This is a genomic window from Cellvibrio sp. GW822-FHT04B05 (genome assembly GCF_058800985.1).
The window spans coordinates 382,801-395,992 of record NZ_JBXAMU010000005.1 but is presented as its reverse complement, the minus strand read 5'-3'; the positions used below and the strand labels follow the sequence as shown (position 1 = coordinate 395,992).

The window sequence follows — 13,192 nt, the reverse complement described above, 5'->3', positions numbered from 1 at the left end:
AATTTTCTTGTTTTTTTTGGATAAGAGAAAAATTCGAAAAAAGGTAAATAGGATTAAAAGATAGTAACGCATAATTTGGAAAGTTACTTTAGGTTGGAAAAACATATCGGATCACAACCCGTATTTATGGCATTTGAAAGAATATATACGATCACGATCTATCAATGGGGCAGGCTCCTTGAACCTTTGATCAATATTTATAAATCCCATACAAATGGCGTAAGTTTTGAAAATGTTGATGTAGAGAAAGGCGGCGATAAAAACCAGTTGCTCCAAACTATGGGAATTGCTGGTTATCCTGCTACTTGGTGGGTTACACCCGCGTAAAAAATGGTTCTGATTACGACGAAATTATGGCGCTGCTGAAACAATCCAAGTGATTGGCAGACATCATCGCAACTATTCGGCGATGATTTCTTAAATTGAATATTATTTTATTGGTTAATAGGGTTGGTGGGTAATGGATATGCGTTTTATTGCTGCATGGTTAGGCGTAGTGTTGAGCCTATGTTCCTGGTCTTCTAGTGCGCAGGAAGCATTGTGTGCTGAAGTTAAAATCGAAATCATGCAAGAGCTCACCATGGAGCGGCAGGGTTTTGAGGCGTTGATGCGTATTACCAATAGCCTGGATACCTTTTCGCTGGAAAATGTCAGCGTTAAAGTGTTATTCACCGATGCGGACGGCAACCCGGTTGTTGCAACCTCTAATACAGCGGTAAGCAATGCCGCCTTTTTTATTCGTGTCGATGACACCCGCGATGTAACCGGTTTGCAAAATGGTGCCGATGGTTTCATTCAAGGCGGCAGCATTGCCCCGAAAAAGATTGGTGAATTACGTTGGTTAATTATTCCTACCGCCAATGCCGCAGGCCAAACCAAAGATGGAAAATTGTTTTTTGTGGGCGCTGAGCTGAAATACTCTTACGGCGGTAAAGAGGAAGTTGTGAATGTTGCCGCTGATTCCATCGTGGTAAAACCGCAGCCAGCATTAACGCTTGATTACTTTTTAACAGAAGAAATCATTGGTGATAATGGTTTTACACCGGAGATTGAGCCGTCAGAGCCTTACACATTGGGCGTGCGTATTAGCAATAATGGATTTGGTTCTGCCAAGAGTGTAAAAATCGAATCAGCCCAACCGCGTATTGTAGAAAATAAATTAGGGCTGGCCGTTAATTTTAAAATTCTCGGTAGTTACCTGAAAGACCAACCTGCAGCACCGACTTTATTAATTAATTTTGGCAATATTGAACCCAAGGGGGTTACCGCGGGGCGCTGGATTATGGAGTCTAACCTTGCTGGAAAATTTATCGCCTTCAATGCCAGCTTTACCCATGCCGATGAATTGGGTGGAGAGTTAACCTCCTTGTTGCAAGCTACTAACGCCAATTTTTTAGTGCGTGATGTATTAATGGATTTATCGGGACGCGACAGTTTGCGCGATTTCCTTGCTTATTCTGCTACCCGTGAATTGTACTTGTATGAATCTGAACCTACAGGTTTAAACGAAATTACCTGTACTAATTGCAAAAAAGTCGCTGCGGTAGAGAATGCAGTGATTACCAGTGAGGGTTCCAGCCGCAGCCGTTTTGAATTTGAGCCAGTGGGTGGTTTGACTTACGCAACAGGAACAGATCCTTTTAATGGTAATAAAATATTAGCAAAAGTGGTACGTGCAAATGGCACAGCCGTTCATCCGCAAAATGCCTGGCTCTCTAAAAAGCGCGCTTCAGATAACATCAATTTTGAATACTTTGTTAATGTTTTTGATAATACCTCCAACGGAAATTACACCCTTTATTGGGGCGGTAATATAGTTGATTTACCTCAGCCACCAGTCATTCAATTTATGCAAGATATAGTCACGTTTGAAGGTGGCAATGTCGGCTTTTTAGTGCGCGCAACAGATCCTAATAACACCTTGCCAACCATCAACCCACTGCAATTGCCAGCGGGTGCCAGCTTTAATCCCAGCGCTATAAATCAAGGTGTATTTAATTGGACGCCTGCTGTTGGGCAAGCAGGAAATTATACCGTAACTTTTGTCGCCACTGATGGCGAGTTAACCGCTGAGCGCAGTGTGAATATTATTGTCCATCCCGCTAACGATACCGACGGCGATGGTATGGATGATGATTGGGAACGCGAGAAATTCGGCAATCTGGATAAAGATGGAACCGGGGATACCGATGGCGATGGGCGTACTGACTTACAAGAGTTTGAAGACGGTACTGACCCTAATATTATTGAGGCAATGCCTTCGGCCCCACAAATTTTATCACCGATTTTTGATGCCGATACGCTTGATGGCGAATCACTGCCATTACAACCGGAATTGGTGGTGACCAATGGTCTTCATCCTTCCAGTGTAGACACCGTGGCCATTGTATTTGAAGTTTATAAAGATAATGCGCTGACTGAATTAATGGGTACTGCAACCATTAGCGAGGGAGAGGGAAGTGGGATACCTGACGGTACTACACACTGGAAAATATCGCCGGTGGATTTGGAAGAGGGCTTTGCGTTTGAAGATAATACCCTTTATTACTGGCGTGCGAAGTCTATTCAAACGGGTAACGTCAATACTTCCAGTGCATGGATAAAAAGCCGGTTTTTTATTAATACAGCGAACGATGCTCCCACTGCGCCGCATATAAGTTCGCCGGCGATAGATGCCAGCATTCCAGACGTGAGCCCAACACTCAGAATTACCAACAGTATTGATGTAGATCGCGATGAATTACGTTATGCATTTGTGTTGTATGAAGAGTCAGATCTGGATACACCTGTGGCTAATGTAAGCGGCTTATTAGCAGGTAACAACGGCCACACCAGTTGGTTTGTAGCCAAGGTGCTTGAGGAAGATAAGCGCTATATCTGGCAAGCAGTGGTAACCGATGAACATGGACTTACAACGCAATCGGAATGGGGTAGCTTCTTTGTCAACACTCACAATAATTCACCAACTGATCCGCAGATTGATTCACCGGCTCCGGCATCAATCGTCAGCGACTTGCAGATGGATAACAGTGTGTTACTGCGTATTATCAATAGCAGTGATCCGGAACGGCAATCCGTGAAATATTATTTTGAATTGGATAAAACCAATACCTTCGATAGTCAGGATAAACAAACATCTCCCGCTATTTCGGCAGGTGAATCCTACACCCAATGGAAAGTGACGGGACTCACTGATGACACTCATTATTTCTGGCGCGTGAAAGCCAGTGATGGTGCAGCAGAATCTGCTTGGGTAATGAGTGACTTTACTGTCAGTCTCGTCAATCAACCGCCTTCGGTTCCGGTACTGCAAAATCCGGTGGGTGGTGTGCTGGTACCTTCACAAACTGTGGTTCTGGAAGCAAATCCATCACAGGATCCCGAAGGAACGATTGTGAAATATCACATCGAGCTCTACACCGATGCTGCACTAACCCACCGTATCTTTTATGAAGTTACACTTGCGCCAATGTGGCAATTGGATCCAATACTTGCAGACCAGACAACGTACTATTGGCGTATGCGTGCAGAAGATACTGATGGCCAATTCAGTGAGTGGAGCACTGTTGAATCATTCACTATTAATTTGCCAACAGTGAATGTTAAGCCACAGCTCACCTTTTTGTTGCCATCACAAAACGTCACCCAGCGTGACGGCACTTTACTTATTCAATGGCAAGACAGTGATCCGGACAGCGCAGCAACGATTAAATTAATGCTGAAGAGGGTTTCTTCATCACCAATGGAATTGATTACTATTACAGAGAATATTAGTGAAGACCTTGATGGGGAATACGATCAGTATCTGTTGGATGTAAGTAACATTGCACCGGGAACATATGAATTAATAGCTGAAATTCGCGATGAAGAATCGACTGTCAGAGTAGTGAATTGTTGTCAGCTTCAAGTACCGGAACCGGTAATAGGTATTTTACCTCATAGTTATTGGATGTTTAATGAGGGTGCTGGACAGGAAACGTTTTCAACCACGAATGTTGCTGCGTCACTAAAGTTATCGGGTGTGTTTCAAGATCCTACCGCCAAACCGGTAAAATGGATTGCGGGGCGAAGTGTGTCCACTGGCACTGCTATAGAGCTTGATGGACTCGGTGCTTATGTTGAATTGCCTAAGGCAGTCACACAGCCTTTATTGGGTAATTCCACGTTGAGCTTCTGGTATAAAGGCGTAAAAGTTGGAGGGCAGCCTGAATCTACTATGGCAATTATTGGAAGCCACTATAACAATTCAGGAAATCACATAAAGTGGGGTTCTTTAGGGCCACAGGGGCAATTCGGTCTTGCTGTTGGTGATGTCAGATTCTTGGGTATGACGCCAATTACAAACGGAGTTTGGCACCATATCGTATTTACTCGTGCATTGCAGTCGGGTCCCAGTGAAGGAATAGTGAAAATCTATATAGATGGCAATCTTGATGGTACAGCCAGTCCGCGTGATAGTCGTTACACGGGAATGCTTAATACTTTTGTCGGATTGCTGAATAACCGTTTTTATTCAGATGGAGTCGGAGGCATCGGAGCAACCTCTCGGTTTGTTGAGGGCGCGTTAGATGATTTGCGTATTTATGACCGTGCGTTAACATCAGAAGAAATTCGGGGTATTTACTATGAAGAAACCAACAGTATGCCTGCTGCACCTAACCAATATCAGATTTCAAACACCCAAAATATTTATCAGGCGGAAGCAGCTAGTGTGTATTTGGGAAGCGTCGCTAATGATGTAAGTGGCTATTCCGGACTTGGCTTTATTGATTATGATAGTGTGGCCAACAGTTATGTGGAATGGATTGTCGAGAGCGACGTCGACGGCCCTGTTGTTCTTGATTTTAGATATGCTAATGGTAGTGCTGTTGATAGACCTATGCAGATACAGATAAATGATGTTGTTGTAAATCCGGCAATGTCATTTGCGCCAACAGGAAATTGGGCTCAATGGACGCATACCTCTATTTCTGTTGTATTGCAAAGAGGTATAAATAAAATTCGAGCGAAGGCAAATGTTTCTGCTGGAGGTCCTAACGTTGACTTTATAAAAATCAGCCGCGAAGTGAGTGTATTCTAATGTAAGGGCACACTATATGTTGAGTATGAAAATGCACATCAGAGAGATGTGCATTTCTAGCGCCCTGACCGACAGCTAAATTACAGTTTATAAAACTTCTGAATGGCAAATCTATCAAGTGAATACATTATCTCGATTGGCTATCTAAAATATTCTACGATTTTTATTTTTTTAATAACTTTAAGTCTTCTGCAAAACAGGCTTCAATAGCTTATTTTTTCAAACCGTATTCTACACGTTCAACTAGTTGCGACTGATTACTGATTAAAAACAAATATTTCCCTAACGGATTGCAAAATGACTTTTGATTTTGATCGACTCATTAATCGCGAAAATACCAACTCAGTAAAATTTGATGGGCGTCAACAGTATTTTGGTACGGCCGATGTCAGCCCTTTATGGGTGGCGGATATGGATTTTGCCGTGCCGGAATGCATCACTCGCGCATTACAAGAGCGTATCAGTCACCCGGTATTTGGTTATACCCTTTATCCTGAAAGTATTTACCAATCAATTATTGAATGGTTTCAGCGTCGCCATCAATGGACTATTCAGCGTGATTGGATTCTTTTTGCTCCCGGCGTTGTGCCTTCGCTATTTGCAGCAGCGCAAGCTTTTGTGAAAGAAGGCGAGGGGGTAATTGTACAGTCTCCCGTCTATTTTCCTTTTTTTTCCGCAGTGACCACCAATAATCGCAAGCTGATCAATAATCCATTGCGCGAAGTAGATAACCGCTACGAAATTGACTTTGAGCACCTGGAATACTGCGCACAGCAGGGCGCGCGGTTGTTGATGTTGTGTACGCCGCACAATCCGGTAGGGCGCGTGTGGAATGAGGCAGAGTTACAGACGCTGCTATCTATTGCGCGTCGCTATGATTTGACTATCCTTTCTGACGATATTCACTGCGATTTGGTTTATTCCAGTGTTAAGCACACTATGCTGGGTCGGCTTTCACAACCGGGCGATAAAATCATCACGACAATTGCGCCGAATAAAACCTTTAATATCCCGGGACTGGGGTTATCGGCACTGGTTATTCCCGATCCTGAGCAGCGCAAGGCAATGCGCTATGTATTCGAAAGTTTGCATGTTGGTAATACCAATCCGTTAAGCATAACTGCTTTCGAAGCCGCTTATCGTGAGGGCGATGAATGGTTAAATGCATTAATGTCCTATCTGGAATCAACGCGCGATTTTGCAGTCAATTTTATTAAAGAGAATATTCCAAACATCAAGGTTAATTCGCCGGAAGCAACTTATTTGTTATGGTTGGATTGTCGAAAATTAGGCATGGATGATAGTAAGCTTCGGGATTTTTTTACTCGTGAATGTAAAGTGGGGATGAGCCCTGGAAGCGTATTTGGTGAAGGCGGTAATGGATTTATGCGCATGAATATAGGAACCCGTCAGCTGGTTGTTGCTCAAGCATTGGAACGTATCCGGATTAATCTCGGCACGTTGGAAATTAGTTGCTAATCTTTATTAGCTTGCTGAGTTATTAAAAATATTTTTAAAAGATAAATAAGGGCTTTAGTGGGCGTTCACTAAAAAACGTAAACTCTACTCCAGTATTTAATACGAGGTTTTTATGGCTAACGAACACAAGTCAACACGCCTTGGCGATTTGCTGGTAGAGCAGGGAGTTATTACCCGCGATCAATTATTACAGGCAGTCGAATTACAACAGACTCGCCGGCATGAGGCAGTTCAGGCAAAGGCGCCTGATAGTTATAAACAGGAATTGGGCGAAGTATTAATTGAGTTGGGTTTTATAAATCGTAGCCAATTAAAATCCGGCCTTGGGTGGCAGCGACGCTTACGCAAAACCACTGCAGTAATGGTATTTATTGCTCCTTTATTGACGGCTGCTTGCGGTGGCGGAGGTGGAAGCGGGGGAGGAACGGGAACTAATAATACCCAGTCGCAGGCTCCGAACTCACAAACTGTTTCATCGCAGCCGGTAGTTAGCAAGCCTGTATCTTCCGCTGATTCCGTGGAGCCGGCTGGTGAAATTTCATCTCCCAACCCATCTACCAATAATTCATCGGCCAATCAATCTTCAGCGCCAGGTTTTTCTCACTCTCTCTCTTCAGCTAATAGCTCGCCTACGATCATTTTGCCGGTTATCAATCCAACTTCTAGCAGTTCGAGTGTGAGTTCTGCACCGAGTAGCCAGCCAAAGAGCAGTTCGTCTAGTAGCCTTGTACCTGTTTCTTCATCATCATTTTCATCGACTTCGTCTGCGTCTTCTAATGCTGCGTTAGTTAATGGGCCGGTACAGGTTTACTGGACAGCGCCTAGTCAACGCGAGAATGGCAAGGTCCTCGATATTACTGAAATCGGAGGATATGAGTTGCGTTATAAACGCAAAACGGATAATCGTTACACAAGTATCATTATCAATGATAGTTATGTTGATGTTTATTATTTTGATAATTTGCAAGGTGAGTACGAGTTTGAAATAGCCGCTTTTGATACTACAGGGCTCTACAGTGCTTTTGTGCCGGTGAAAGCCATATAAGTTTTGTTAGGGGAAGGTCATTTCCTATATGGCGCTTATTTTCCCAGGATGAGCTTTTATTTGGTTGTTTTTTAATCGATATCGGATGGAAGTTTTACCCACTTCATGTACAATCCGCCGACTTTTTCCAGCCGCTCCAATCGCACGAGACACTATGACTGTAAACACCTTCGATCCCTCGCAAACCACAACCTTGGATATCCCGGCCAAAACACTAGCCAACCAGGCACTGGTTGGTGCTGATAAGGGTAATACCATCGGTTTTGTGTCTTTGGGCTGCCCTAAAAATCTGGTGGATTCAGAGCGAATCCTCACCCAGTTGCGCACGGAAGGTTATAATATTGTGCCCAGCTATAACGATGCCGATATGGTGATTGTAAATACCTGCGGTTTTATCGATTCTGCTGTGCAGGAATCTTTAGGTGCCATTGGCGAAGCATTGGCAGAGAATGGCAAAGTATTGGTAACCGGTTGTTTGGGCGCCAAAAAAGACGAAATCATCCAGATTCACCCGAATGTATTGGGTATTACCGGTGCCCATGCTTACGAGGAAGTACTCGCGCAAGTGCATGAACATTTGCCGCCCAATCCGCGCCACAATCCGTTTACTGATCTGGTACCGCCGCAAGGCATCAAATTGACCCCGCGCCATTACGCCTACCTCAAAATATCGGAAGGCTGTAACCATTCCTGCAGTTTCTGCATTATTCCTGATATGCGCGGCAAGTTGGTCAGTCGTCCCATCGGCCAGGTGATGGGCGAAGCGGAGCGTTTGGTAAAGGCCGGTGTAAAAGAGTTATTGGTGATTTCGCAGGATACTTCTGCTTACGGCGTTGATATCAAGCACCGCACCGATTTCTGGGATGGTCGCCCGCTCAAAACTGATATGTATCAGTTAGCGGCAGCATTGGGTGAGTTGGGTGTTTGGGTACGTTTGCACTATGTCTATCCCTACCTCCATGTGGACAACATTATCCCGCTGATGGCGCAAGGTAAGGTATTGCCTTACCTGGATATCCCCTTCCAGCACGCCAGCCCAACCTTGCTGCGCAAAATGCGTCGCCCCGGACAAGTGGAAAGAACGCTGGAGCGCATCAAGAGCTGGCGCGAGCAGGTTCCTAACCTGACTATCCGCTCAACCTTTATTGTTGGTTTCCCCGGTGAAACGGAAGATGATTTCCAACAATTGCTGGATTTCCTCGAGGAGGCGCAATTGGATCGCGTAGGCTGCTTCCAATACTCGCCCGTTGAAGGTGCTAAAGCCAACGACTTGCCGGATCATGTGCCAGACGACATCAAGCAAGAGCGCTATGACCGCTTTATGTTGTTGCAGCAAAAAATTTCCACAGAGCGCCTGAAATTAAAAGTAGGACAGACATTGCAAGTGTTGATCGACGAAGTAGATGAAGAAGGCGCTATTGGCCGCTGTTTCGCCGATGCGCCCGAAATTGACGGCTGTGTTTACCTGAATGGTGAAGAGGATGTAAAACCGGGTGATCTCGTCAATGTGTTAATTGAGCATTCGGATGAATATGACCTTTGGGGTTCCAAAGTGTAGGATAAATCTCCGTTTATCGAAAAAATCCCCCATCTGCGCAGGCACTGGGGGATTTTTTTATGTTCTAACCTATTACACTGATAATGAACCCTTGGAGGTTTTCCATGACAGATGTACAGCATTTACCCGGTCAACAACGTTTTGTGATCTCAAATGAAGGCGGCGATGCAGTAATGTCTTATCGTTTGTTTACCCGCGAGGGAAATGCCGCAGTCGATTTTAATAGCACTTTTGTGCCCCCCGCCTTTCGCGGCAAAGGCCTTGCCGAAAAGTTGGTACGCGCAGGTTTGGCGTGGGCAAAAGAGCAGGGTTATGAACTGCATGCAAGCTGCTGGTATGTGGCGAAATTTATTCGTTAATGTGTGATAAGGAATCAGTGTGACGAGAAGAAACGGTTTTACGTTAATAGAAATGATGGTGGTAGTCGGCATCATTGCCATATTGGCATTGATCGCTATGCCATCTCCTGATCCGACCATTGCTCGCCGGCAAGTAATTGAATCAATGGAATTGATTGAAGACTACAAGAAACTGGTGGCGTTCTATCATAAAAGTGCGCAGATTTTTTTGAAAAACAACCAGGAAGCAGGAATACCGGTTGCCGAAAAATTGTTGGGTAACTATGTGGACCGCATCGATTTAAAAGATGGTGCATTTCATATTCACTTTGGCAACAAAGCGCATGCGGCAATTAAAAACAAAACCCTTAGTGTTCAGCCGATCATGGTGGATGGTTCGCCGGAGAGTCCTATTTCCTGGATTTGCGGTAAGGCTGCAATACCGGCGGGTATGAAAGCGGTAGGTGAAAACCGTACGGATTTGGAATTGAAAGACTTGCCGTTGAATTGCCGGATTTAAACGATGAAGAAATATTTATTGCTATTAATTGCGCTAGGCATCTTTTTAAATTGGAATAAACTGCGCGATGAGTTTAGTCCGCCGCCCGATTTTTCTGCAGTACATCCAGAAGGTGTTGTGTTATATGCAACTGATTGGTGTGGCTACTGCAAAAAGACGCGCGAGTTTTTTAAACAGCACAATATTGCATACGTTGAATACGACATTGAAAAATCGCAGGAAGGTAAGGCTCAATACGATAAGCTGCGTGGCAGCGGTATCCCATTGATTGTCATTCGTGGCGAAGTTCTGCGCGGCTATGATCCAAACACAATGAAAAAGTTGTTACGGCTATAAGTTAAGGGCAAGTTTAAAAATGATTAGATTACAAAAAGACGAAACAGGAACTTACCGCCAGCGAATTAGCATCGAAGCCCATGATATATTTGCCGATGTGGCAACCAGCCTTGGTGGCGAGAGTTCAGCACCTGATCCACATGCTTTACTGGATTCATCCCTGGCTGCTTGTACGGCGATTACGCTTACTATGTACGCGAAACGCCGTGGGATTCCATTGGAAAGTATTAATATTGGTATTGAGCGTGATAACAGCAAAGAAAAATCAGGCGAGTATAACCTCGCGCTGAATATTCATTTTGTAGGCAGCTTGAGCGATGAGCAAAAACAGCAACTATTGGATATTGTTGAGAAATGTCCGATCCATAAATTGCTGTCTCATGCCACTATTAATATCAGCACGCATCATCAACCTTAATGTGTTGATAAATCCGTTATCAACGTGACCAACCACCTTCCAGTACAATTTTCCCAATAGTGCTACCTGATTCAATTTACGCATGTGCAGTGCGCAAATTTTCAGCGTTGATTGGGCTCAAAATTTTATTGAGTGTAGTTTTGATTGCACTGGCATCTACCAGATCTGCAATCCGGTTTAATAAATGATGTTGCTCGATCATATCCTCAATTTCAAACAGTGAGCGCGTAAACATCAGTTCCCACGTGAAACTGACGGATTTATTTTTCAGCGAATTTAAATCCACTTGCCCACTCAGCTCGACAATTGAACAAATATGGCCTTGGGGTTTAATTAATTCTGCCATTGCTTGCCAGTGTTGGTCGGTATTGTTCAGGCAAAAAATATAATCGACATAATCAATATGCTGCGCGCTTTCATAACCTGCTCCGTTATCAGGATTTCAAGATGATATAAGTCTATGCCTTGGGTATTAATTTGATAATGGTTATATTGGTTTAATAACTATCAATTAAATTTTGATAATTGCTATAACGACCGGGAATTAGCAGTGAGTAAAACCTATTCATTACAGGATTTGGAGCTGTTTTTGCGCGTTGCCGATGTCGGCAACATGAGTGAGGCTGCGCGCCAGTTAAACATTACCAATGCTGCTGTTTCTGCTGCGATCAAGCGATTGGAGTTGGCCTTGGGTGTGAGCCTGTTGGAGCGAACCACGCGCAGCCTCAGCCTTAGCGCGGCTGGTGAGAGCCTTATTCCTTATGTGCAACATGCACTGGGTGCTCTGGGTGATGCAGAATCTGAACTGCGCAATTTGCAAACATCCGTTGCCGGGGAAATCAGTATCGGATTGCCATCGGATCTTGGGCGCCATCTGTTGCTCAATATTCTTGATGAGTTTCAACTGCAATATCCACGTGTGAGTCTGCGGCTGAACTTTTCCGACATGATATAGGACTTATATAGGGAAGGTTTGGATCTTGTTATTCGCTACGGCGATTGGCGAGATTCAGCGTTAATTGCGCGCAAGCTTTGCGACAATCGCCGCTTGCTTGCGGCAGCGCCTGCTTATATCGCGATGATGCCGCAATTAAATTGCCTGGAAGATTTGGTTCAACATAATTGCTTATTTTTCTATCGCAATGACCGCCCTTATAATCATTGGATTTTTTATCGCGACAACGAATTAGTTGAAATCCCGATTCAGGGTAATCGCAATGCGAATGATGGCGAAGTGGTTCGCCGTTGGGGTGTGGCGGGGCATGGTGTTGTATACAAATCTGCCATCGATTTGCGCGATGATATTAATCAAGGCCGATTAGTGCCATTATTGGATGGAAAATACGAAGGGCAATCTACTGCAATTTATGCGGTGTATAAGGAACGGAAATATCAGCCGTTTCGATTGACTGCTTTGTTGGCGCACCTTGAAAAACATCTGCAACAATTTTAACCGTGTTGGTTTATATTCGTTAGACTTTTAAAGATAATCAGAGGATGACACAATGACTTTAATCATTCCCCCGCGTACCCAGGAAATCGGTTTTACGGTAAAACGTTTGTTGCCATCGCGACTGAAACAGCGTGTTGGTCCTTTTATTTTTGTTGATCATATGGGGCCTGCACATTTTGAAGCGGGTACCACATCCGGCGATGTTCGCCAACATCCACACATAGGTTTGGCCACTGTTACCTATTTATTTACCGGTGCCATGATGCATCGGGATAGTTTGGGTTTTAATCAACGTATCGAGCCAGGTGCAATAAATTTAATGACAGCGGGTAACGGAATAGTACACTCAGAACGTTTGCCTGAAGATGTGCGCGAGCAAGATAAAACTGTTGAAGGCATTCAAACCTGGTTAGCGTTACCGACTGAAGTTGAAGACTGCGAACCTTCATTTGCGCATTATCCGGCGGATATTATTCCTTCGGTAAATTTGCCTATCATGAGTGTTCAAGTGCTGATTGGTGAGGCGTTTGGTGTTGCATCACCGGTTAAAACGGCAAGTGCAACTACCTATCTTGATATAGCGCTTGGTGCAGATTCGCAATACTCTCCTGATTTTCCGGGGCAGGAACTGGCTATTTATGTTGCTTGGGGGAGCGTCACCGTTAATGGCGAAGAGGTACCGGAATTCCATTTAGCAGTGTTAGATGAGAATGCTTCTATCGCGACAGTCAGCGGTGCACGTTTGATGTTGCTCGGCGGTGAACCTCTTGCGGGTGATAGATTTATCCTGTGGAATTTTGTGGCATCGTCGCGCGAAAAAATACATGCGGCAGGAGAGCGTTGGACTAATGGCGGTTTTGCGATGGTAGCAGGGGAGACAGATTTTATTCCGTTGCCCTCGATGAATTAAGGCCGGGCATCTATAAATAAAAGTCTAAAAAAATCCTGAAATAAAAACGCCCGAC

General features: G+C 44.4%; 12 protein-coding genes and 1 pseudogene. 12 read left to right on the top strand and 1 reads right to left on the bottom strand.

The window, feature by feature from the left end; all coding sequences use genetic code 11:
• The first annotated feature begins 93 nt into the window (after window positions 1–93).
• From AC1RJL_RS17485 to AC1RJL_RS17445, 9 genes are all read left to right on the top strand, one after another.
• On the top strand, window positions 94–327 hold the full coding sequence (locus AC1RJL_RS17485; protein ID WP_492916363.1) for a hypothetical protein: 234 nt from the start codon (window positions 94–96) through the stop codon (window positions 325–327).
• A 133-nt stretch (window positions 328–460) separates the two neighbouring features.
• Window positions 461–5,080: a LamG-like jellyroll fold domain-containing protein gene (locus AC1RJL_RS17480; protein ID WP_492916361.1), complete on the top strand. Its 4,620-nt coding sequence runs from the start codon at window positions 461–463 to the stop codon at window positions 5,078–5,080.
• A 297-nt stretch (window positions 5,081–5,377) separates the two neighbouring features.
• On the top strand, window positions 5,378–6,559 hold the full coding sequence (locus AC1RJL_RS17475) for a MalY/PatB family protein (protein WP_492916359.1): 1,182 nt from the start codon (window positions 5,378–5,380) through the stop codon (window positions 6,557–6,559).
• A 112-nt stretch (window positions 6,560–6,671) separates the two neighbouring features.
• The gene (locus tag AC1RJL_RS17470; RefSeq protein ID WP_492916357.1) at window positions 6,672–7,604 is read left to right on the top strand and encodes a hypothetical protein; all 933 of its coding nucleotides are present in this window, start codon (window positions 6,672–6,674) and stop codon (window positions 7,602–7,604) included.
• A gap of 154 nt (window positions 7,605–7,758) precedes the next feature.
• The gene (gene rimO, locus AC1RJL_RS17465) at window positions 7,759–9,162 is read left to right on the top strand and encodes a 30S ribosomal protein S12 methylthiotransferase RimO (RefSeq protein ID WP_492916355.1); all 1,404 of its coding nucleotides are present in this window, start codon (window positions 7,759–7,761) and stop codon (window positions 9,160–9,162) included.
• Between the two features lie 104 nt (window positions 9,163–9,266).
• Entirely contained in the window at window positions 9,267–9,521 is a 255-nt protein-coding gene (locus AC1RJL_RS17460) for a GNAT family N-acetyltransferase (protein ID WP_492916352.1), read from the top strand.
• Between the two features lie 19 nt (window positions 9,522–9,540).
• Entirely contained in the window at window positions 9,541–10,020 is a 480-nt protein-coding gene (locus AC1RJL_RS17455) for a pilin (RefSeq protein WP_492916350.1), read from the top strand.
• 3 nt (window positions 10,021–10,023) lie between these two features.
• On the top strand, window positions 10,024–10,356 hold the full coding sequence (locus AC1RJL_RS17450) for a glutaredoxin family protein (RefSeq protein WP_492916348.1): 333 nt from the start codon (window positions 10,024–10,026) through the stop codon (window positions 10,354–10,356).
• A 19-nt stretch (window positions 10,357–10,375) separates the two neighbouring features.
• On the top strand, window positions 10,376–10,774 hold the full coding sequence (locus AC1RJL_RS17445) for an OsmC family protein (protein WP_492916346.1): 399 nt from the start codon (window positions 10,376–10,378) through the stop codon (window positions 10,772–10,774).
• Window positions 10,775–10,850: 76 nt separating this feature from the next.
• Here the strand turns inward: AC1RJL_RS17445 and AC1RJL_RS17440 are convergent, their stop codons facing one another.
• On the bottom strand, window positions 10,851–11,177 hold the full coding sequence (locus AC1RJL_RS17440; protein WP_492916608.1) for a zinc-binding dehydrogenase: 327 nt from the start codon (window positions 11,175–11,177) through the stop codon (window positions 10,851–10,853).
• Between the two features lie 147 nt (window positions 11,178–11,324).
• Here AC1RJL_RS17440 and AC1RJL_RS17435 point away from each other — a divergent pair, with 147 nt between their 5' ends.
• The 3 genes and pseudogenes from AC1RJL_RS17435 (at window position 11,325) to AC1RJL_RS17425 (ending at window position 13,137) form a co-directional block, all read left to right on the top strand.
• Window positions 11,325–11,729 (top strand): LysR family transcriptional regulator, encoded by a 405-nt coding sequence (locus tag AC1RJL_RS17435; protein ID WP_492916344.1) that lies wholly within the window; start codon window positions 11,325–11,327, stop codon window positions 11,727–11,729.
• A 15-nt stretch (window positions 11,730–11,744) separates the two neighbouring features.
• Window positions 11,745–12,227: pseudogene (locus AC1RJL_RS17430) on the top strand (substrate binding domain-containing protein); the annotation flags it as partial.
• Window positions 12,228–12,279: 52 nt separating this feature from the next.
• A complete protein-coding gene (locus AC1RJL_RS17425; protein WP_492916342.1) occupies window positions 12,280–13,137 on the top strand; it encodes a pirin family protein in 858 nt (285 codons plus the stop codon).
• Window positions 13,138–13,192 lie beyond the last annotated feature (55 nt).